21 protein-coding genes are annotated in these 19,649 nt (G+C 70.2%); 6 read left to right on the top strand and 15 right to left on the bottom strand.

The genetic code is table 11. The features are described from left to right. Positions 1 to 6: 6 nt before the first annotated feature. The 7 genes from HNR73_RS15440 to HNR73_RS15410 form a co-directional block, all read right to left on the bottom strand. Positions 7 to 831: a DUF1963 domain-containing protein gene (locus HNR73_RS15440; protein ID WP_184788135.1), complete on the bottom strand. Its 825-nt coding sequence runs from the start codon at positions 829 to 831 to the stop codon at positions 7 to 9. 154 nt (positions 832 to 985) lie between these two features. Beyond that, positions 986 to 2,032 carry an ABC transporter ATP-binding protein gene (locus HNR73_RS15435; protein ID WP_184788134.1) on the bottom strand — a complete coding sequence of 349 codons (1,047 nt, stop codon included), beginning with the start codon at positions 2,030 to 2,032 and terminating at the stop codon, positions 986 to 988. Next, positions 2,029 to 3,084, bottom strand: coding sequence for an ABC transporter ATP-binding protein (locus tag HNR73_RS15430; RefSeq protein ID WP_184788133.1), 1,056 nt, complete (start codon positions 3,082 to 3,084; stop codon positions 2,029 to 2,031). The genes HNR73_RS15435 and HNR73_RS15430 overlap by 4 nt, the downstream gene beginning before the upstream one ends. 7 nt (positions 3,085 to 3,091) lie before the next feature. After that, on the bottom strand, positions 3,092 to 4,042 hold the full coding sequence (locus HNR73_RS15425) for an ABC transporter permease (protein ID WP_184788132.1): 951 nt from the start codon (positions 4,040 to 4,042) through the stop codon (positions 3,092 to 3,094). Further along, entirely contained in the window at positions 4,039 to 5,043 is a 1,005-nt protein-coding gene (locus tag HNR73_RS15420; RefSeq protein ID WP_184788131.1) for an ABC transporter permease, read from the bottom strand. The genes HNR73_RS15425 and HNR73_RS15420 overlap by 4 nt, the downstream gene beginning before the upstream one ends. 117 nt (positions 5,044 to 5,160) lie before the next feature. Next, on the bottom strand, positions 5,161 to 6,828 hold the full coding sequence (locus HNR73_RS15415) for an ABC transporter substrate-binding protein (RefSeq protein ID WP_184788130.1): 1,668 nt from the start codon (positions 6,826 to 6,828) through the stop codon (positions 5,161 to 5,163). A gap of 154 nt (positions 6,829 to 6,982) precedes the next feature. Next, positions 6,983 to 7,579: a CGNR zinc finger domain-containing protein gene (locus tag HNR73_RS15410; protein WP_239121918.1), complete on the bottom strand. Its 597-nt coding sequence runs from the start codon at positions 7,577 to 7,579 to the stop codon at positions 6,983 to 6,985. Between the two features lie 59 nt (positions 7,580 to 7,638). Here HNR73_RS15410 and HNR73_RS15405 point away from each other — a divergent pair, with 59 nt between their 5' ends. Then, on the top strand, positions 7,639 to 8,364 hold the full coding sequence (locus HNR73_RS15405; RefSeq protein ID WP_239121919.1) for a metallophosphoesterase: 726 nt from the start codon (positions 7,639 to 7,641) through the stop codon (positions 8,362 to 8,364). On the opposite strand, the gene HNR73_RS15400 is transcribed toward HNR73_RS15405, so the two are convergent. After that, positions 8,361 to 8,774 carry a hypothetical protein gene (locus HNR73_RS15400; RefSeq protein ID WP_184788128.1) on the bottom strand — a complete coding sequence of 138 codons (414 nt, stop codon included), beginning with the start codon at positions 8,772 to 8,774 and terminating at the stop codon, positions 8,361 to 8,363. The genes HNR73_RS15405 and HNR73_RS15400 overlap by 4 nt on opposite strands. A 241-nt stretch (positions 8,775 to 9,015) precedes the next feature. Next, positions 9,016 to 9,702 carry a TetR/AcrR family transcriptional regulator C-terminal domain-containing protein gene (locus tag HNR73_RS15395; protein WP_184788127.1) on the bottom strand — a complete coding sequence of 229 codons (687 nt, stop codon included), beginning with the start codon at positions 9,700 to 9,702 and terminating at the stop codon, positions 9,016 to 9,018. 74 nt (positions 9,703 to 9,776) lie between these two features. On the opposite strand from HNR73_RS15395, the gene HNR73_RS15390 reads away from it, so the two are divergent. The 3 genes from HNR73_RS15390 to HNR73_RS15380 are packed head-to-tail and all read left to right on the top strand — an operon-like array spanning position 9,777 to position 12,745. Next, positions 9,777 to 10,937, top strand: a complete 1,161-nt coding sequence (locus HNR73_RS15390; RefSeq protein WP_184788126.1) for an MFS transporter — start codon at positions 9,777 to 9,779, stop codon at positions 10,935 to 10,937. Positions 10,938 to 10,943: 6 nt separating this feature from the next. Then, positions 10,944 to 11,939, top strand: coding sequence for a P1 family peptidase (locus tag HNR73_RS15385; RefSeq protein ID WP_184788125.1), 996 nt, complete (start codon positions 10,944 to 10,946; stop codon positions 11,937 to 11,939). Positions 11,940 to 11,944: 5 nt separating this feature from the next. Beyond that, entirely contained in the window at positions 11,945 to 12,745 is an 801-nt protein-coding gene (locus HNR73_RS15380) for a GNAT family N-acetyltransferase (protein WP_184788124.1), read from the top strand. An 83-nt stretch (positions 12,746 to 12,828) separates the two neighbouring features. Here HNR73_RS15380 and HNR73_RS15375 read toward each other — a convergent pair whose 3' ends face one another. From HNR73_RS15375 to HNR73_RS15355, 5 genes are all read right to left on the bottom strand, one after another. Continuing rightward, complete coding sequence (locus HNR73_RS15375; RefSeq protein WP_184788123.1) at positions 12,829 to 13,299, bottom strand: hypothetical protein; 471 nt, start codon at positions 13,297 to 13,299, stop codon at positions 12,829 to 12,831. Between the two features lie 38 nt (positions 13,300 to 13,337). Then, a complete protein-coding gene (gene recR / locus HNR73_RS15370) occupies positions 13,338 to 13,934 on the bottom strand; it encodes a recombination mediator RecR (RefSeq protein WP_184788122.1) in 597 nt (198 codons plus the stop codon). Between the two features lie 9 nt (positions 13,935 to 13,943). Beyond that, complete coding sequence (locus HNR73_RS15365) at positions 13,944 to 14,264, bottom strand: YbaB/EbfC family nucleoid-associated protein (RefSeq protein ID WP_184788386.1); 321 nt, start codon at positions 14,262 to 14,264, stop codon at positions 13,944 to 13,946. Positions 14,265 to 14,492: 228 nt separating this feature from the next. Next, positions 14,493 to 15,062, bottom strand: coding sequence for a dihydrofolate reductase family protein (locus tag HNR73_RS15360; protein WP_184788121.1), 570 nt, complete (start codon positions 15,060 to 15,062; stop codon positions 14,493 to 14,495). A 100-nt stretch (positions 15,063 to 15,162) separates the two neighbouring features. After that, a complete protein-coding gene (locus tag HNR73_RS15355) occupies positions 15,163 to 16,644 on the bottom strand; it encodes an FAD-dependent monooxygenase (protein WP_184788120.1) in 1,482 nt (493 codons plus the stop codon). An 83-nt stretch (positions 16,645 to 16,727) separates the two neighbouring features. On the opposite strand from HNR73_RS15355, the gene HNR73_RS15350 reads away from it, so the two are divergent. Beyond that, positions 16,728 to 17,372 carry a TetR/AcrR family transcriptional regulator C-terminal domain-containing protein gene (locus HNR73_RS15350; RefSeq protein WP_184788119.1) on the top strand — a complete coding sequence of 215 codons (645 nt, stop codon included), beginning with the start codon at positions 16,728 to 16,730 and terminating at the stop codon, positions 17,370 to 17,372. Here HNR73_RS15350 and HNR73_RS15345 read toward each other — a convergent pair. Then, positions 17,369 to 18,409, bottom strand: a complete 1,041-nt coding sequence (locus tag HNR73_RS15345; protein WP_184788118.1) for a helix-turn-helix domain-containing protein — start codon at positions 18,407 to 18,409, stop codon at positions 17,369 to 17,371. The genes HNR73_RS15350 and HNR73_RS15345 overlap by 4 nt on opposite strands. An 87-nt stretch (positions 18,410 to 18,496) precedes the next feature. Between HNR73_RS15345 and HNR73_RS15340 the strand changes: the two genes are divergently transcribed. Beyond that, positions 18,497 to 19,363: an NAD(P)-dependent oxidoreductase gene (locus HNR73_RS15340; protein ID WP_184788117.1), complete on the top strand. Its 867-nt coding sequence runs from the start codon at positions 18,497 to 18,499 to the stop codon at positions 19,361 to 19,363. Positions 19,364 to 19,649: the final 286 nt, after the last annotated feature.

The raw sequence follows: 19,649 nt of genomic DNA, 5'->3' as shown, positions 1-19,649 counted from the left end.
GGTCTCCTAGAAGTGGTCGGGGGTGGGGATCGCCTTGGTGAAGTCGCCCACGGCCAGCGCGACGCCGGGGATGGACCAGTGCATGATGCCGCCTTCGCCGCCGATGTAGTACTCGTAGTCGCCGCCGTCGAGCTGGAGGAGATGGTGAAGGCTCGTCGGGTCCACGCCGAGCTCCATCGACATCGAGCCGCCGGTCGGGAAGTCGGGCCAGCCGAACGCGACGTCGCCCGTCGAGACCACGCCGGGTTGTTCGCGCAGGTCGGCCAGCCGCTCGGCGAAGAGCGTGAGCATCTCGTAGGGGTCGAGGCCGGTGAGCCGGAACGACGGGTCCCAGTCGTCGGGGAGGCAGAAGCCCGGCGTCGCCGCCCACTCCTGGGCGGCGAAGACGCTGGCGAGTTCCGGCGCCCCGACGGTGACGGCCGTGCCCGCGGGCGCGGCGATGACGGTGCCGAGCTGGGCCGAGGAGATCGTGCGATCGCCCAGGACGCGGTCGTGGACGTCGTCGGCGGCCTGATCGGTGTACAGGTCGACGCAGAAGAAGTTGAGCACGCCGGTGCCGGGCGGGAGGACGCCGTCGAGCCAGGGCGCGAGCGCGTCGGTGTCGACGACGGCGATGAGGCTCATCGGGTGGCCGTCGCAGTCCGGCCAGGGCGTGCCCGGCGTGAGCAGCGGTGCACCGCCGAAACGGCTGTGGCCGGTGCCGCGGCCGTCGGCGGCGGGGGTGAGGGCGAAGCCGGGCCGCGCGAGTGTCATGAACTCGGCGGCCACCTCGGCGCCGACGCGGTCGGCGCAGAACTTCTCGATGGCGGCGTGCGTGGTCTCGCGATCCATGCGGGGCATTCCAGCACGGGACGTGGAAACGCGAAGCCCCCAGGGGCCTCCCGGCCTCCTCCCTACCGTCGACCGTAGCGCCGCCGCACGCATGCCCTGGCGAACGTGAATCCGTCTACCTGTGGATGACCGGCCGGGTGTGGACAACCGCCCCTCAGGCCACCTCGGCCGTCGTCGCTCCCACCACCGCGTCACTCTTCGGCTGGATCTCCCCCGCCTCGATCTCGGCGGCCCAGTGGCAGGCGACCTTGTGCCCGTCGCCGACCAGCGTCAGCTCCGGCCGCTCGGTGTCACAGCGCGTCTCCTGCCGCCACGGGCAGCGCGTGTGGAAACGGCAACCCGTCGGCGGGTTCGCCGGCGACGGCAGGTCGCCCTTGAGCAGCACCCGCTCGCGCGAGTCCTCCACCTCGGGGTCGGGCACGGGCACGGCCGACATCAGCGCCTTCGTGTACGGGTGGCGCGGACTGACGTAGAGGACGTCGCTGGGCGCCTCCTCGACGATCCCGCCCAGGTACATCACGCCGATCGTGTCACTGATGTGCCGCACGACCGCCAGGTCGTGCGCGATGACGAGATAGGTCAGCCCCAGGTCGTTCTGCAGCTCTTCGAGGAGGTTGATCACCTGCGCCTGCACCGACACGTCGAGCGCCGACACCGGCTCGTCGGCGATGATCACGTCGGGTTTCAAGACCAGCGCGCGGGCGATCCCGATGCGCTGCCGCTGCCCGCCGGAGAACTCGTGCGGGTACCGGCTCAGCGCGCCTCGCGGCAGGCCGACGGCGTCGAGGGTCTGCTGGATGTGCGCACGGCGGGCCTTGCGGTCACCGATCATCCCGTGCGCGGCGAGGCCCTCCGACAGGATCGACTCGACGTTCTGCCGCGGATCGAGGCTCGACATCGGGTCCTGGAACACCATCTGGAGCCGGCTGCGCTCCTTGCGCAGCGGCTCCCCTTTCAGCGTCGCCAGATCCTTGCCGTCGAACTCGACACTGCCCGACGTCACGTCGACCAGCCGCAGCACCGCCCGGCCGAGGGTGCTCTTCCCGCAGCCGGATTCGCCTACCAGGCCATAGGTTCCGCCGCGCTCGACGTCGAGGGAGACGCCGTCGACGGCGTAGACGTGCCCGATGGTGCGGTCGAAGAGAACACCGCGCTTGATCGGGAAGTGGACCTTGAGGTCGCGTACCGAGAGCAGGCTCATGCTTCACCGTCCGAATCGGTCGTGGCGTCCACAATGGAGGGCGCGGGCAGCGTCGCGGCCGCGGTCACGGCCTCGACTTCGTCGCCGGTGACCGGATTGACGCAGCGGTAGGCGTGACCGGTGTAGGTCTGCACCAGCGCGGGCGGGCCGTCCAGGCACTCGTCCGTCCTATGTGCACAACGAGGCGCGAACGCGCAGCCGTCGGCCCAGGCGATGTTGTCGCGCACCGACCCCGGGATCGGCTTCAGCTTCTCGCCCCGGGGCGCGTCGAGCCTCGGGATGGATCCCAGCAGCCCCACCGAGTACGGGTGCGTCGGCGACGCGAACAGCGGCCTGCGCGCGGCGCCCTCGACGACGCGCCCGGCGTACATCACGTTGATCTCATCGCACAGCCCGGCGACGACGCCGAGGTCGTGGGTGATCATGATCAGCGCGGTTCCCTGCTGCGCCACCAGTTCCTTGAGCAGTTCGAGGATCTGCGCCTGGATCGTCACGTCGAGCGCCGTGGTCGGCTCGTCGGCGATCAGCAGGCGGGGCCGGCACGCGACGGCCATCGCGATCAGCGCACGCTGCCGCATCCCGCCCGACAACTGGTGCGGGTACTCCTTCAGGCGCCGCCTCGGGTCGGGGATCCCGACCCTGTCGAGCAGGTCGGCGGCCTCCTTCTCGGCCGGCTCGCCCTTCATTCCCCGGTGCCGCTTCAAGACCTCGGTCACCTGGAGCCCGATGGGGATCACCGGGTTGAGCGAGGACAGCGGATCCTGGAAGATCATCGCCATCTCGGAGCCGCGCATGTCCCGCAGCGTGCTGCCGGGCATGGTCAGCAGGTCGTTGCCGTCGAACAGCGCCTTCCCGCCGACCTTCACGCCCCGCTTGGCCAGCAGGCCCATCAGCGCCAGGGAGGTCACGCTCTTTCCGCAGCCCGACTCGCCGACCAGGCCGACGACCTGCCCTTCGGCGACCGTGAAGGAGACGCCGTCGACGGCGTGCACGGGCGCGGTTCCCTTGCGCTGGAAGGTGACCGCGAGGTCCTCTACTTCGAGCAGTGCCATCGTGTCCCTACTTCCGCAGCTTCGGGTCGAGCGCCTCGCGCATGGCCTCACCGAGGAGGGTGAAGCCGAGCGCGGTGATGATGATCGCGACGGCCGGGTAGACCGCGAGGCGCAGGTTCGTCGCCAGGTACTGCTGCGAGTCGGCGAGCATGACGCCCCACTCGGGGTTGGCGGCGTTGGCGCCGCCGAGGCCGAGGAAGGACAGCCCGGCGGCCTCGATGATCGCGGTGGCGAGACTGAGCGTCGCCTGCACCAGGACCGGGCTCATCGAGTTCGGCAGGATGTGGTTGAGCACGATCCGCCTCTTGCGCACACCGAGCGCGGTCGAGGCGAGCACGTAGTCGGAGTGCGACTGGGCGAGCATCGAGCCGCGCAGAAGCCTTGCGAACACGGGGATCTGGGTGACACCGACGGCGATCATGACGGTGACGAGGCCCTGTCCGAGGATCGTGGCGACGCTGATGGCCAGCAGCAGCGACGGGACCGCGAGGGCCATGTCGTTGAAGCGCATCAGGATCGAGTCGACCCAGCGGCCGGCTTTGCCGAACATGCCGAGGAACGCACCGGACAGGCCGCCGAGGATCGCGCCCGCGGTGAAGCCGAGCAGGGTCGCGACGACGCCGACGAGCAGCGACTGCCGGGATCCGATGATGAGGCGGGACAGTTCGTCACGGCCCAGACCGTCGACGCCGAGCCAGTTCCCGGAGCGCGGACCGGGGATGAAGCCCTCGGCACCGCGGATCTCGCCGAGCCAGGTCTGCGCGGCCGGGTCGTGGGGTGCCAGCCACGGCGCGAGGATCGCGATGAGCACGAACAGCAGGATGATGACGGCGCCGGTCATGGCGAGGGGGTTGCGGCGCAGACGCCGGAAGGCCTCGTACCAAAGGCCGTGGCCGCCTTCGTCCTTGCGCGCGGTCAGTTCGGCGAGGCGGTCGATGCGGTCGGTCTTCGCGCTCATCGCACACGCACCCTTGGGTCGAGGACGCTGTAGGACAGGTCGACGGCGAGGTTGATGAGCACGTAGATCACCGCGATGATCATGATGAAGCCCATCAGGACGGGATAGTCGCGGTTGCTGATGGCCGTCGCGAGGAAGGATCCGATGCCGCCGAAGACGAAGACCGTCTCGGTGAGCACGGCCCCCGACAGGAGTCCGCCGGTGAGCAGGCCGATCGAGGTGACGACGGGGAGCATCGCGTTGCGCAGCACGTGGCGTCCGCGGACGGTGTTCTCGCGCAGGCCCTTGGCCTCGGCGGTGCGGACGTAGTCCTCACCGAGCACTTCGAGGACGCTGGCGCGGGTCATCCGGACGATGATCGCGAAGGGGATGGAGGCCAGCGCGATCGCCGGGAGTATCAGGTGCCACAAGGCGTTGAGGGACGCGTCCCATTCCTGGGTGAGTATCCCGTCGAGGACGTAGAACTCGGTGACCCTGGTGGCGTTGACGTCGACGTCCTGGCGTCCGAGCGAGGGGAACCAGCCGAGCTTGACGGCGAAGATCGCCTTGAGGATGAAGCCGAGGAAGAAGATCGGGATGCAGATGCCCAGCAGGGAGCCGGTGACGGTGAGGCCGTCGAAGATCCGGCCGTGCCTGCGTGCGGCCAGGTAGCCCAGGGGGATACCGGCGCAGATGGCGATGATCATGGCGACGACGGTGAGTTCGACGGTCGCGGGGAAGCGCCGCCCGAACTCCTCCATGACCGGTGTGCCGGTGGTGAAGGAGTCGCCGAGGTCGAAGCGGACGAGGCGCTTCATGAAGCGCCCGTACTGGACGATCAGCGGCTCGTCGAGACCGAGGGCCGCGCGCACTTCGGCCCGTTTGGCGTCCGTGGCGCGCACGTCCAGCATCGCGGCCTCCGGGCCGCCGGGAAGGCTGTGCAGCCAGGCGAACAGCAGGATCGACAACCCGAAGAGGGTCGGCACCAGCTGCAGCAGGCGTCTAACGATGTATCGGAGCATCCACGTCCTCCGTGCGCGTCGGTGGGGTGGCCACCGTCGGACAGACCGGACTCACGACCGCCCGGGCAATGTCCCTTTTGGACACTGTCCCGGGCGGTCACGAGTTGCTTGCCATGTTTACGTGAAGGAGACCTCGGCGAAGTTCTCCTGGGTGAGCGGGCTGGTCGTCGGCGGCTTGACGTTCTTGGCGAACGCCATCGACGGCGGCGAGCTCGTCAGCGGGACACCCGGGAGGAACTCCATGATCTGGTTGTTGAGGGCCTTGTACATCTCGACCCGCTTGGCCTGGTCGGGCTCGGCGGAGACCGCGGCCATGTCGGCGAACAGCTTCTCGTCCTTGAAGCCCCAGCCCGAGTCGTAGACCGAGAACCAGGTTCCGATGAAGTTGAAGGCCTCGTTGTAGTCACCGGTCCAGCCGATGATGTACAGCGGGCACTTACCGGCATCGGTGGCGTCGAGGTAGTCCGGCGCCCACTTCATCGGCTTGTCGTTGACGGTGATCCCGACGGCCTGGAGGTTGGCCTTGAGGATCTCGAAGATGTCCGGCGGGCTCGGCATGTACGGCCGGCTGACCTCGGTCGGGTAGCAGAAGTCGATGGAGAGGTTCTCCGCGCCACCGGCCTTCAGCTTCTCCTTGGCCACGTCCGGGTCGTAGGCGTACTCGGGAACCGAGTCGGAGTAACCCTCGACGGTGTCGGGCATGAACTGGTTGGCCGCCACCGCACCGGGCGGGAGCTTCGAGTTCACGATCGACTGCTTGTCGATGGCGTGCGCGATCGCCTCGCGCACCTCCTTCTTGGCCAGCAGCGGCTCGGTCTCCTGCTGCATTCCGAGGTACAGGAGGTTGAACACGCCACGGGTCGGGACCTGGTAACCGGCGTCCTGGAGCGGTTTGACGTCGGAGGGCGCGACGAGGTCGTACCCGTCGATGTCCCCGGCCTCAAGGGCCTGGCGTCCGGCGTTGGCGTCCTTGATGGTCTGGAAGACCAGCTTCTGGACTCCGGCCTTGGTGCCGTAGTAGTTGTCGTTGCGCTCCAGGGTGACCTGCTGCGCGCCCTTGTCCCAGTTGGTCAGCTTGAACGGACCGGTACCGGCGACGGTTCCGGCGGTCTGGCTGTACTGGGGGTAGGTGAACGAGCCTTCCTGGCCGGTCGGAGGCGGCTCCGCGGCGTAGGCGTCGATCGACTTCGGGCTGTGCAGCGCCATCGCGGCGTGCGTGAACGCGCCGGGAAGGGTCGCGGAGTACTTGTTGACCTCGATGGTCACGTCCAGGTCCCCGTTGGGGGTGCAGGACTTGAAGTTCGCCGCGGGGGTCTCTTTGCTCTCGTTCTTGGCGAAGCCGCCCATCAGCTCCTGCCAGTAGCCGGAGAAGTTGGTCGACTGGTAGGTGCCAGACCAGTTGTACCAGCGCTCGAAGTTCTTGCAGACGGCGGCGGCGTTGAAGGCCTCACCGTCGTGGAAGGTGACTCCGCTGCGCAGCTTGAAGTCCCACTTGAGACCGTCGGGCGACTGCTGGTAGCTCTCGGCGAGCGCGGGGACGATCTTCGTGCCGCCGGGCTCGTGCTCAAGAAGGGTCTCGAACACCTGACGGGTGACGCGGAAGGTCTCACCGTCGGTGGCCAGGCTGGGGTCGAGCGACTTGGGGTCGCCCGGGGCGCCGAAGACGAAGGTCTGGTCGTCGGAGCCGGATTCGTCACGATCACTGTCGGCGCACGCCGCCGTGCCCAGCACCAGGGCTGTGGCGGAGGCAAGCGCCAACAGGCCTCGGAGCTTGCGAAGCTTCATCAAGCCACCTCACTACTTCTTCTGGGGTGTGCGCCGGCGGCGAGATCATCGGCCGTTCCGGTGCCGTCACGGTGGAACGTTAGTAGGAGGTGGCGCTGCTGTGAACCGGGCCACTCGAGACTGATATTCGATTGTGACCGGCTGCGTGCGATCGTCACCGGATCGTTAAGTGAGTGGGGGTTTTGTGCCCACCGCGCTGCTTCTCGTAGTGCCTGGCGACGCGGGCGCGGTTTCCGCAGGAGGTTTTGCACCACTGCTGCCGGTTGTGCGTTTTGAGGAAGTACCGGACGCAGCGCGGTGCCGTGCACGCGCGGAGTAGCGCCCGTTTGGGGCCGTCGAGGAACGCGATCGCCTCGTGCGCGAGGAATGCGTCGATGGGCCGTTCGTCCACTGGGGACGATGTGGCGGTGTGGCCGTCGTCGGCGAGGGCCGGGACGACGGGCATCAGCCGCGCGGTGGCGTTGACGGCGGCGACGGCTTCGCGCAGCGGCATGAGGTCGTCGCGGTCGGCGGTGCTGGCCGGTCCGGGACGGACGGCGTGGGCGAAAAGAGCCCTTACGGCACGGCGGATCGCGACGACGCGCAGCCGCAGCGGCTCGTCGGCGCGGTGGCCGGTGCCGAGGATGGCGACGTTGCCCGTGAGCCAGGCCCGCAGGCCCGCGACGTCGGCGAGGTCGTCGGCGACACCGCCGTCGCCGTCGTGGCGAATCGTCAGCGTCAGTTCCAAAACGGGGTCCTTCTTGATCTCCACAGCAGGGCAGTCTACGCTGCCTAATGTTTGGACATTCCCTAAGCGTTAGGACACGTGCCGTGCTTCTGGCCCACATCAGCGACACCCACATCGACGGCGGCGAACGCGCGACCGAGCGCACCCGGCGCGTCATGGACTACCTCAACGGGCTGACCCGGCCGCTCGACGCGATCGTCGTGACCGGCGACATCGCCGACCACGGCGAGGCCGCCGAGTACGAGATCGTCGCGCGACTGCTCGACTCGCCGCACCCGGTCGTGCACCTGCCGGGCAACCACGACCGTCGCGACGCCTACCGCAAGGTCCTCGGCGGGCCCGACGAGTTCCTCAACACCGTGCACCACGTCGCCGGGCATGCCCTGGTACTGCTGGACTCCCTGATCGAGGGCGCCGACGAGGGCGAGCTGGCACCGGCCACACTGGACTGGCTGGGCGCGCGGCTGGCGGAGCTGCGGGACACGCCGACGCTGGTCGCGTTCCATCACCCGCCGGTGCGGATGCACCAGGAGCGGGTGGACACGTGGATGCTGCAGAACCCTTCCGAGCTCGCCGCGATCCTTGACGCGAACCCGCAGGTGATCGCGGTACTGACCGGGCACACGCACACCGCGGCGGCGTCGACGTTCGCCGGCCGGCCGCTGCTGATCGCGCCGGGTGTCACCTCGACGCTGCGGCTCGACTGGGAACCGGGCGAGTCCCTTGTGGACGCCGATGCGCCGCCCGGAGTGGCGTTCCACGTCGTGGAGCCCGACGGCCGGATCATGACGCACTGGCGAGTGGTCTAGCCGGGATCGCCGGTGTCGGAACGGATCGCGGCGACGGCTCGCGCCCAGTCGCCGCCGTGGGCCGACCAGCGGGCGACGCCGGCGCCTCTGCGGCGGCCGTCGGGGAGCAGCAGCCGGATACGGGAGCCGTCGGCGACGATCGTGCCGCCGCGCCGTCCGGGGACCTCGCGGGTGATCGGGCCGACGAGGGCGCCGATGACGATGCGGCCGCGGGCGTAGGAGAAGTACTCGCGCTTCCAGCCGCTGACGCCGAGCCAGGTGATCAGGGCGCCGGGAACGACGCCGACACAGGCGGCGAGACCGGCGCCGAGGATCAGGGCGAGGAGGTTGGCGGCCAGGGCCGCGCCGCCGAGAATGAGGGCGGTGACGGGGAAGAAGCGGGCGTAGCGCACGGAAACGGGCTCGGACACGGCGGCCTCCGTTCCTTTGTGGACACCCAGCGTAGGGGTGCGTTCACGTCCGGAGCAACCGCGCGACCTCTTCCCGCCCCCACCGGGGAGAGGTTCACGCGGAGCGGCTTCCTCGGGGGGTCTCACCGTCCTCTCGTATTTCCAGTACGGCCATACCGCGAAGGTACGAGCGTGATCCACTCGCGGCATCGACCGTGACCGCTGGTCCGGGGTTGTTTCGGACGTCCACCGATCGGTGGATCTAGTCCGTGGACTCCCCCAGCTCCTCGGCGAAGCGTCGCAGGATCCCTTCGAGGCCGAACGCGAACCGGTCGGTGACCCGCCCGCCCAGCAGGACGTCCGACACGGCCGTCAGGTCCGGGTAGCGCTCGGCGGGCAGCCCGCCGAGGAACGCGCCGAAGTCGGCGAGCCGCACGTCGCCGGCCGAGCCCTTCCCGAAGGCGACCTCCAGGCTGGCGAAGCCGGCGATGTAGAAGTGCAGGATCAGGTACGCGTACGAGGCGTACCTGTCGTCGAATCCGGCCCGGCGCATGATGCCGATGATGTGGTCGCCGACGCGCAGCGCGTTCGGCCCGGCCGGGACGCGCCCGGGGAGCAGCCGCGCGGCGGCCGGGTGTTCGAGGAACACCTTCCGCAGCGACAGCGCGAGTTCGGTGAGCCGCGCGTCCCAGGCGAGCGTCTCATCGGGCAGCGGGCACTTGCCGTAGACGGTGTCGATGATCAGGTCGTACAGCTCTTCCTTGCTGCGCACGTGCCAGTACAGCGACGGCGACTTGATCTCCAGCGCCTGCGCGAGTTTGCGCATGGAGAAGGTGTCGAGGCCCTGCGTGTCGAGCAGTTCGAGGGCGACGCGGACGATCTCGGCGCGGTCGAGGCGGACGCCGGTGTCGTCGTCGCGGAAGGCGGCGCCGATCGGGTTGTCGGACATGGCCGCAATCTAGCATTGCCAGTCCTTCCCTAGCAGTGTTAGTTTGCCCCTAACACTGCTAGGGAGGCTCTTTTATGTTCCGTTCACGCTGGTGGCCGCTCGCCGCGATCGTGCTCGCCGTCTTCATGCTCATGCTCGACGCCACCGTCGTCACCGTCGCGCTCCCCGCGATGGGCGACGAACTCGACACCGGCCTCGGCGGCCTCCAGTGGGTGCTCACGTCGTACGCGCTCACCATGGGCCTCCTTCAGCTGCCGACCGGCATGCTCGCCGACCGCGTCGGGCACCGGCGCATGTTCTACGCCGGGGTCGCGCTGTTCACCGCGGCCTCGCTGGCCTGCGGGCTCGCGCCCGGCATCGCGACGCTGGTCGGCGGCCGGATCGTGCAGGGCTTCGCCGCCGCGATCCTGTTCGCGAGCACGATGTCGCTGGTCGCGCTCACCTACGAGGGCCGCGACCGGGGCATCGCCTTCGGCGTGCGCGGCATGACCGCGGGCGTCGCGGTGGTCTGCGGGCCGCTCGTCGGGGGCGCGCTGGTGTCGGGCGCGTCGTGGCGGTGGATCTTCTTCCTGAACGTGCCGGTCGCCGCGCTGTGCGTCCTCATCGCCGCGCGGACCCTGCCGCGTACACCGCACACCACGACCACCGGCACCGGCTTCGCCTCCTTCCTCCGCCCGCGCTTCGTCGGCGCCCAGACCGGGGCCTTCGTCGTGCAGGCCGGTTCCTTCGCGCTGTTCATGTACATCTCGGTCTACTTCCAGGACGTGCGCGGCTACACCGCCATCGGCGCCGGACTCGCGCTTCTCCCCGGTGTCGTGCCGCTGCTGCTCGCCGGGCCGGTCGCCGGGTCGCTGATACACCGGGTGTCGCCGCGGCCGCTGGTCGTCGGCGGGCTCGGCGCGGTGACGGTCGCGCTGACGTGGATGTTCTTCACCGGCGAGGGCAGCGGATGGTGGGCGCTCGTGCCGGGGATGGCGCTGTCGGGGTTCGGCGCGGGCGTGGTGCTGCCGGTCCTGGGCACGCTCACCGTCGACGGTCCCGGACGCCTCGGGCTCGCCGCCGGCATCAACAACACCGTCCAGCAGCTCGGCGGCGGAATCGGCATCGCGACCTACGGCGCGGTCCTCGGCACCGGCGACTTCAGCCTCGGCCTGCACCGCTCCTACCTGCTGGCCGCCGCGGTCACGGCGGTGGGGGCGGCCGTCGCCTACGGGACGCTCACGCGCGTACGTTGATCTCCCATGACGACACGCGCCCGCGACCACGGTCTCGTCCCCGCGCCCGGCCGGACCGGCCCGCACAACGCCATCACCGACGTGCCCGGTGTGCGCGTCGGGCACACGACGATCCTGCGGCCGCCGACCGTGCACAGCGGTGTCACCGCGATCGTGCCGGACGGCATCGGCCCGCATTCGCCACTGAGTGCCGGTTTCTTCGCCGGCAACGGCTACGGCAAGTTCATCGGCGCCACGCAACTCGCCGAGCTGGGCGTCATCGAGTCGCCGATCGTGCTGACCTCGACGCTGTCGGCGTTCCGCGCGGCCGACGCCCTCGTCTCGTGGATGCTGTCGCGACCGGACTGCGCCGACGTCGTGTCCTTCAACCCCGTCGTCGGCGAGTGCAACGACGGGTGGCTGTCGGACGGGCGGGCGCGGCCGGTCGGTGAGGCCGACGTACTCGCCGCGATCGAGACGGCCGACGGTGGGCCCGTCGCGGAGGGCTCGGTCGGCGCGGGGACGGGAACGGGTGCGCTGGGGTTCAAGGCGGGGATCGGGACGTCGTCGCGGGTCGTGGAACTCGCGGGCGTGGAGGTGACGCTGGGCGTGCTCGTGCAGGCCAACTTCGGCGGGCGGCTGCGCGTCGGCGGCGTCGTGCCCGACCTCGGGGTCGACGATCCGGCCGCGACCGAGGCGGGCTCGTGCATGATCGTCGCGGCAACCGACGCGCCGCTCGACGCCCGTCAGCTCACGCGCCTGTCGCGGCGGCTGGTGTTCGGGCTCGGCCGGGTCGGTGCCGACTACACCCACGGCAGCGGCGACTACGGGTTGGCGTTCACCGTGCGGCCGGGGCCGGCGCCCGCCGACGCCGCGCTGAACCCGCTGCTCACGGCCGCGCTCGACGCCGTCGAGGAGTCGGTCCTCAACGCGCTCGCCGCCGCGCGTACGACCGTCGGCCGCGACGGCCGCTCCCTGCCCGGAATACCGATGGACCGCCTGCGGTCCCTGGTGGTTAGGTGACCGTCATGGCTGATCTTGACCTCTCCCCGCAGGCCGACGCGTTCCGCGCCGCCTATACCGCGCAGATCCGCGCGCGGCTGCTCGTCGACGGCGCCTCCACCCTTGACGCCGACGGTCCGCTCCAGCGCAAGACGCCGCTGACCGGCCGGGGTTTCCTCACCTACAACGACCTCGGCGGGGTCACCGGCGCCGAGCTCGACGCGCTCATCGCGCGCCAGTGCGAGCACTTCGGCGGGCACGGCCTGTCGGTGGAGTGGAAGACGCACGGCACGGATCCCGACGAGCTCCCCGGGCGGCTCCTCGCCGCCGGTTTCGAGGCCGAGGACCGCGAGACGATCATCGTCGGCGAGGCCGCCGGGCTCGCCGTCGAGCCGCGCATGCCCGAGGGCGTGCGGATCCGCGAGGTCACCGAACGCGCCGACTTCGAGAAGATCGCGGCGATGCAGGCGGTCGTGTGGGGCTACGACTGTTCGTGGATGGCCGACGCGCTCACCCGTGACGTCGGCGACGTCGGCGATCCGACGGTCGTGATCGTCGCCGAAACCGACTCCGGTGAGGTCGTGTGCGCGGCCTGGGTGCGCTTCCACGAGGGGACCGAGTTCTCGTCGTTCTGGGGCGGATCGACGCTCGCGGAGTGGCGGGGCAAGGGCATCTACAAGGCGATGGTCGCCTACCGCGCGAACCTGGCCGTCGCGCGGGGGTACAAGTACGCGCAGGTCGACGCCTCCGACGACAGCAAGCCCATCCTGCGCAGGCTCGGTCTGCTGGCGGTGGAGACGACGACGCCGTACGTGTGGCGGCCCTGACGACGGGACGCGTCGAACGCGTGTTTCACGTGAAACATCACCGCTCGAACGGATGTTTCACGTGAAACATCACCGCTGAAGGGTCACCAGAAGCGGGCGTAGGCGAGCGCGTGTTCGGCGTCGAAGAAAAGCGAGCCGGTGTAGGAGCCGAGGTCGGTGACGCTGAGGTCGGTGCTCATCGACCAGCGTGTGCCCGCCGGGACGTACGACAGCAGTTCGGGCCCGATCGCGTCGGCGTCGGCCGGGCCCTCCACCGTGATCGGGGTGAGCGGGAGCCAGAAGTGGTCGCGGGCCAGCGCCTCCGTGGTGGCCTCGTCGAGCGTGAACAGCGCGCGGTAGATCACGGCCCGGGGTTTGCGGGCGGCCGCGCAGCCGCCGATGTAGTCGACCGTCCAGCGCACCGAGGTGTAGCCGCCGACCTCGGTGATGTCGGTCGTGGTGAAGGCGTGGTCGACGCGGACCTCGGCCTCCTCGGCGGCGACGTCGTCGACGCAGGCCAGCGACATGCGCCAGACGATCGCGAAGGGCGTGGCGACGGCCGCGACCACCGCCACGCTCAGAACTAACAGGTGCCAGCCACCGCGCGAGAGCTTCAATCCAGGACCCGGCGCCCTTCGAACGCGCGCCCGAGGGTGATCTCGTCGGCGTACTCCAGGTCGCCGCCGACCGGCAGGCCGCTGGCCAGCCGCGACACGGTGATGCCCATCGGCTTGACGAGCAGCGCCAGGTACGTCGCGGTCGCCTCGCCTTCGGTGTTGGGGTCGGTGGCGAGGATCAGCTCCTTCGTCTCCCCCGCCTGGAGGCGCGTCATGAGCTCGCGGATGCGCAGGTTGTCCGGGCCGATGCCTTCGAGCGGGTTGATCGCGCCGCCGAGAACGTGGTAGCGGCCGCGGAACTCGCCGGTGCGCTCGACGGCGATGACGTCCTTGGACTCCTCGACGACGCAGATGTTCTCGTCGGTGCGGCGGGGGTCGCGGCAGATGCGGCAACGGTCCTCTTCGGAAACGTTGAAGCAGATCTCGCAGACCCGGACGAGCTGTTTGACGCGCTTGAGGGCGTCGGCGAGCTTGTCGATGTCGTGGGTGTCGGCCGACAGGATGTGGAACGCGATGCGCTGCGCGCCCTTCGGGCCGATGCCGGGGAGGCGGCCGAGCTCTTCGATGAGGTCGGCGAGTGCGCCTTCGTACACGCCCGCCGCCTAGAAGCCGGGCAGACCGAGGCTGTCGCCGAGCCCGCCGAGGCCCTGCGTGAGCGCGCCGAGCTTCTGTTCGGCCAGCTTGCGCGCCTCTTCGCCGGCGGCGTGGACGGCGGCCACGACGAGGTCTTCGAGGGTCTCGATGTCGTCGGCGTCGACGACCGAGGGGTCGATCGACACCGAGACGAGCGTGTTGTCGCCGGTGACGACGGCCTTGACCAGGCCGCCCCCGGCGCTGCCCTCGACCTTGGCGGCGGCGAGCTCGGCCTGAGCCTCCGCGTACTGCTGCTGCATCTGCTGGGCCTGCTGGAGCAGCCCTTGCATGTCGGGCATCATGATGCCGTTTCCCTCCGCTGTCCCCGTGCTCGTCCCGCGCGTCTCGCGCGTTCGCCCTGCCCCCGCAGCTTAACCGGTGGTACCGACGGGGCCGGGGGCGTGGCGCCCGGACGGGGGATGGCCGGTGGTCGCGCCCGCGGTCGCCCGGCCGGAGCCGGGGAGCGGACGCCGGCGACGGATCGCCGACGTCCCGTCCTCCGCCGCATGGTTCTCCGCCTACTTCTCGACCGCGTAGCGCAGGAGCACCACGCCGTTGTCGAAGGCCGTGGCCTCCACCGCCTTCAGCGCACGCCGGTCTTCGAACACGCGCCGGCCCTTGCCGCGCGACGCCGGGCAGACCAGCATCCTGACCTCGTCGACGACACCGGCCTCCAGCAGGGACCGCATGAGGGTCAGGCTCCCCCACAGCCAGATGTCCTTGCCGTCCTGCCGCTTGAGCTCCCGAATCGCGGCGGCCGGGTCGCCGGTGATCGTCGCGGCGGGGAAGTCGCCCCAGGGGGCGTCCTCCAGCTTCGACGAGGCGACGAGCTTGGTGAGCTCGTTGAGCCTGCGGCCGTACTCGCCCTGGTCAGCGGCGTGCGGCCAGTAGTCCTTGCTCTGGGCGTAGGTGTTCGCGCCGAGGACCATCGTGTCGACCGAGCCGACGAAGCGCATCATCTCGTTCTGGAACGGGTTGTCGGTCACCGTGTCGTCGAAGGGTTCGCCCGCGACGAAGCTGAGCCCGCCGTCCTCTTCGGCGGCGATGTTGTCGACGGTGACCCACTGCTGGACGATCAACTTTCGCATCACGTTCGCTCCTGTGTCCGAGGGCCGCGCCTCTCGGGCCCTTCACCGGTAGAGCGAAGCCCGACGGCGGTTCTCGACATGGGCGGCTTTGTGACGTGGGTCATGACGCCGGACCAAACCATCGCGTCAAGGCCGCACGCAGCCCGTCGCCGTCCACGCGCTCGCCGTCGGCGACCCACGCGACGTGCGCGTCCGGGCGGATCAGCACCGCTCGCGGCGCCGCGACCTCACCCGACGGGGGCAGCCGCCACGGCTCGTCGGCGCATTCCGCCGTCACCACGTCCACGCGGTCGGCCCAGCCCGACGCGGCCTCGCGGAGGCCCGCGCCCGCCCCGAGGTCCAGCAGCACCGGGCGGCCCCGCCGCAGCAACTCGTGCACACGAGTCCCCTCCCCAGCCTTGACGTCCACGTCCGGCACGCGCAGCCCGAGCAGCGGATGCCCGTCGCCACCCACGTCATAACGCACGTCGAGAGCCGTGATCATCCCCGCGAGACGCGCGTTGGCCTCCCCGATCCCGATCAGATCGGCCATCGTCTCCCGCAGATCCGTCATGTGCTCGCCCGGCGCACCCAGGATCGTCTGCGCCCGCGTGTTCCGCAGGACGCGCTCGCCGACCGGGTGCCGCTCGGCGTGGTAGGTGTCCAGGAGGTCCTCGGGTGCGCCGCCCAGGACCGCCGCGAGCTTCCACCCGAGGTTCACCGCGTCCTGCACGCCGGTGTTCAGTCCCTGGCCACCGGCCGGGAAGTGAATGTGGGCGGCGTCCCCGGCGAGCAGGACGCGGCCGCGCCGGTACTCGCTCGCCTGCCGGGCGGCGTCGCTGAAGCGCGACACCCAGCGCGGCGAGTGCATCCCGAAGTCGGTGCCCGCGATGCGGAGCATGGCGGCGCGCACGTCTTCGAGGCCGACCTCGGCGTCGCGGTCGACGACACGGTCGAACTCGCTGGTCATGACGCGGTACCAGCCCGGTTCGAAGTCGAGGACGGAGAAGGACCCGTGCTCCCTGCGCACCTGGAACATCGGGGCGGGTGGCTCGGAGAGTTCGACGTCGGCGAGCAGCGAGGTCAGCTTCGCCGGGGTGCCCGGGAAGGCGAAACCCGCGAGTTTGCGGACGGTGCTGCGCCCTCCGTCGCAGCCGACGAGGTAGGCGCCGCGCGCGGCCGTCGCGGCTCCGCGCAGCTCGACCTCGACGCCCGTGCCGTCTTCCCGGAGGCCGACGACCTCGGTGTCGCGCAGGACGCGCACGCCCAGCCCGCGCGCCCATTCGCCGAGGTGGCGCTCGATGCGGTGCTGCAGGATCGCCGCGAGGTAGGGGTGACGCGTGGGCAGTCCGCTGACGTCGAGCCACAACCCGGAGAAGTGCGCGACGTTGAGCCGCCGCACCTCGGGCAGCATCGCGTCGAGGAAGCCGCGCTGGTCGAAGATCTCCATGGTCCGCGCGTGGATGCCACCGGCCCTCGACTCCTGCATCGCCTCGGGACGCCGTTCGAGCACGAGCACGTCGACACCGGCGAGCCGCAGCTCTCCGGCGAGCATCAGACCGGTCGGGCCGCCGCCCGCGATGAGCACCTGGGACGTGAGCATGATTCCTCCTTAACGCTGTTAATCGAACGACGTTAAGGATTACTCGAACTGTGTTAAGTTGTCAAGGACCGAGGGAGACCCATGTGAAGATCGACGCCAAGCTCATCGCCCGCACCTCGCTCGACCTGCTCAAGGACGTCGGGCTGGAAGGGCTCACCATGCGGGCGGTGGCCAAGGAGCTCGACGTCAAGGCCCCCGCGCTCTACTGGCACGTGAAAGGCAAGCAGGAACTGCTCGACGAGATGGCCGAGGTCATGTTCGCCGAGGCCGTCGACGGACTGGAGTCGCCCAGGCGCGACGAGCCGTGGGAGGACTGGCTGCTCGCCACCACGCGGCGCCTGCGCCGGGTCATGCTGCACTACCGCGACGGCGCGCGCGTCTTCGCCGGCACGGCCATCAAGCACCCCGACCTGTTCCGCACGACCGAGCTGACCTTGCGAACCCTCGTCGACGCGGGCTTCACGGTGCAGTCGGCGGCGCGGGGTTTTCCGATCCTGCTGCACTACACGGTCGGTTTCACCATCGAGGAGCAGGCGCGCCAAGGCCACGCGTACGCCGACCACAGCCCTTACGAGCAGGGCATGCCCCCGCCGGACCTGGACGTGTCGCGCTACCCGCTGTCCGCCGAACTGACCCACCTGTGGGACGACGACCAGGACGAGGCCTTCGACGACGGCGCGCGCGTGATCATCGCCGGACTGAAGACCCGGCTGGAGCGATCGCTCTAGAGCCTCGCCGCGATTCCCGCACGGGCGTCGGCGCTCGGCGCGACCGCGTCGGCCGGATTCGCGAGCTTGAAGGTGCGGCGGTACTCGGCCGGGGAGACGCCGATGTGGAGGGAGAAGTGGCGGCGCAGGTTCGCCGCCGTGCCCACACCGCACATGCGCGCGACCGCGTCGACGGGCAGGTTCGTCGACTCCAGCAGCGACTGCGCGTAGGCGAGCCGCTGGTGGAGCAGCCACTGCAGGGGCGTCGTGCCCGCGGCGGCGTGCAGCCTGCGGAAGAAGGTCCGCGGACTGAGGTTCGCGCGCTTGGCGAGGTCGTCAACGGTGAGCGGCCGGTCGAGGTTGGCGTTGGCCCAGTCGAGGACGGGACCGAGCCCGTCGTCGTCGCCGACCGGCACCGACAGCTCGATGAACTGCGCCTGCCCGCCCGCGCGGTGCGGCGGGATCACCATCCGGCGCGCGAGCCGGTTGGCGATGCGCGCGCCGAGGTCGCGGCGGATCACGTGCAGGCAGAGGTCGAGCCCGGCGGTCATGCCCGCGCCGGTGAGGACGTCGCCCTCATCGACGTAGAGGACGGAGTCGTCGACGACGACCTCGGGATGCCGACGCCGCAGCAGCGCCGTGTGCTCCCAGTGCACGGTCGCGCGGCGGCCGTCGAGGATGCCCGCGGCGGCCAGCGCGAAGGCGCCGTCGCACAAGGCGACCATGCGCGCTCCGCGGTCGTGCGCCGCCCGCAGCGCGTCGGTGACGTCGGGGGCCACGTCGGTCACGCCCGTCACGCAGGCCTCCGGCACCGACGGCACGATGACGGTGTCGGCGTTGACGAGGTCGTCGAGGCCGTAGGCGGGCGCGAGACCAAAGCCGTGGCCGAAGAGGCGCACCCTGCGCGTCGCCGCGCAGAACTTCAACTCGTACCAGGGGTCGGCCAGGTCGGGCTGCGGCATGCCGAAGACGGAGGAGACGATGCCGTACTCGTAGAGGTCCCAGGGCAGCAGGTCGCCGTCGCCGAGGACGGCCATCGCGACGGTTCCCAAGCTCATGGGACCAGTCTCCCGCTGGCAGGAATTTTGCGCAAGTGGTCAATCCTGCCACTGTTCGCCGAGGAGCGCGCGGCCGATGCTTGGGCCATGACCGACACCAAGACCTCCGTAACCGTCCTCGGCACCGGCCGCATGGGCTCCGCGATCGCGCGCCTCTACCTGGCCGCCGGGCACACCGTCACCGTCTGGAACCGAACGCCGGGCAAGGCCGCCGAGCTGGTCGAGGCGGGTGCCGTCGAGGTGGGGACCGTCGCCGACGCCGTCGCGGCGAACGCCTTCACCGTCGTCGTCCTCTTCAACGGCGACGCCGTGCGCGCCACGATCGAGCAGGCCGGTTCCCTCGGGACGGTCCTGAACCTGTCCACCGGGCGGCCCGACGAGGCCCGAGACATCGCCGCCCTCGTCGAAGGCCGCGGCGGGCGTTACCTCGACGGCGGCATGTTCGGCGTGCCGCAGACGATCGGGTCGAAGGACTCGCTGACCATCTACAGCGGCTCGCCCGACGCGCACGAGGAGCATCGCGGCCTGCTCGAACTTCTCGGCGGAACTTTGTACCTCGGCGCCGACCACGGCCTCGGTTCGCTCAACGACATGGCGGTCCTCGGCGGGATGTACGGACTGTTCGCGGGCTTCTTCCAGTCGGTGGCGATGGTCGCGACCGAGGGCGGCACCGCGACCGAGTTCACCGAGCGGCTGCTGCTGCCGTGGCTGCGCGAGACCGTCGAACTGCTGCCGACGCTCGCCGCCGAGATCGACGCGGGCGACTATCCCGTGAGCTTCTCCGACCTCGACGTCAACCGCACGGGCCTGGCCAACATCGTCCGCACGAGCCGCGAGCAGGGCGCCGACACGCGGTTGCTCGATCCGCTGACCGAACTCTTCGACGCGCAGGCCGCGAAGGGGTTCGGTGCGGCGAGCTTCACGCGGGTGGTCGAGGAGTTGCGGGCGCGCTAGCCGTGAGGGGGCGCCGACGCGGTCAGCGCCCCAGCCGCTGCCGCGGCAGCGGTTGGGTGGAGGCGACCGGCGGGGTACGGGTCCTCGCCGGTGAGGGTCTCGTACCGAGTCTGGGGCGCCGGGTATTCGGGGCACGGCACGAGACCGGCCGCGACGACCAGTCCCCGTCACGACCACCGCGAGGGCGACTCCGGCGACGACGGCGAACGCGGCGATCAACGGGACACGACCCAGGCGACGCGCAGGGTGGTGTCCAGGTGCGCGTGCTGGAAGGTAGCGGACGGTG

The sequence above is a fragment of the Phytomonospora endophytica genome, from assembly GCF_014202425.1.
GTDB lineage: Bacteria > Actinomycetota > Actinomycetes > Mycobacteriales > Micromonosporaceae > Phytomonospora > Phytomonospora endophytica.
Note: the sequence above shows the minus strand (reverse complement) of the source record. Positions and strands in the feature narration are given on the sequence as shown.

Coding starts and splice junctions, on each gene's coding strand:
- HNR73_RS15440 (WP_184788135.1), bottom strand. CDS start 831: ATGGATCGCGAGACCACGCACGCCGCCATCGAGAAGTTCTGCGCCGAC.
- HNR73_RS15435 (WP_184788134.1), bottom strand. CDS start 2,032: ATGAGCCTGCTCTCGGTACGCGACCTCAAGGTCCACTTCCCGATCAAG.
- HNR73_RS15430 (WP_184788133.1), bottom strand. CDS start 3,084: ATGGCACTGCTCGAAGTAGAGGACCTCGCGGTCACCTTCCAGCGCAAG.
- HNR73_RS15425 (WP_184788132.1), bottom strand. CDS start 4,042: ATGAGCGCGAAGACCGACCGCATCGACCGCCTCGCCGAACTGACCGCG.
- HNR73_RS15420 (WP_184788131.1), bottom strand. CDS start 5,043: ATGCTCCGATACATCGTTAGACGCCTGCTGCAGCTGGTGCCGACCCTC.
- HNR73_RS15415 (WP_184788130.1), bottom strand. CDS start 6,828: ATGAAGCTTCGCAAGCTCCGAGGCCTGTTGGCGCTTGCCTCCGCCACA.
- HNR73_RS15395 (WP_184788127.1), bottom strand. CDS start 9,702: ATGTCCGACAACCCGATCGGCGCCGCCTTCCGCGACGACGACACCGGC.
- HNR73_RS15390 (WP_184788126.1), top strand. CDS start 9,777: ATGTTCCGTTCACGCTGGTGGCCGCTCGCCGCGATCGTGCTCGCCGTC.
- HNR73_RS15385 (WP_184788125.1), top strand. CDS start 10,944: ATGACGACACGCGCCCGCGACCACGGTCTCGTCCCCGCGCCCGGCCGG.
- HNR73_RS15380 (WP_184788124.1), top strand. CDS start 11,945: ATGGCTGATCTTGACCTCTCCCCGCAGGCCGACGCGTTCCGCGCCGCC.
- HNR73_RS15365 (WP_184788386.1), bottom strand. CDS start 14,264: ATGCAAGGGCTGCTCCAGCAGGCCCAGCAGATGCAGCAGCAGTACGCG.
- HNR73_RS15360 (WP_184788121.1), bottom strand. CDS start 15,062: ATGCGAAAGTTGATCGTCCAGCAGTGGGTCACCGTCGACAACATCGCC.
- HNR73_RS15355 (WP_184788120.1), bottom strand. CDS start 16,644: ATGCTCACGTCCCAGGTGCTCATCGCGGGCGGCGGCCCGACCGGTCTG.
- HNR73_RS15345 (WP_184788118.1), bottom strand. CDS start 18,409: ATGAGCTTGGGAACCGTCGCGATGGCCGTCCTCGGCGACGGCGACCTG.
- HNR73_RS15340 (WP_184788117.1), top strand. CDS start 18,497: ATGACCGACACCAAGACCTCCGTAACCGTCCTCGGCACCGGCCGCATG.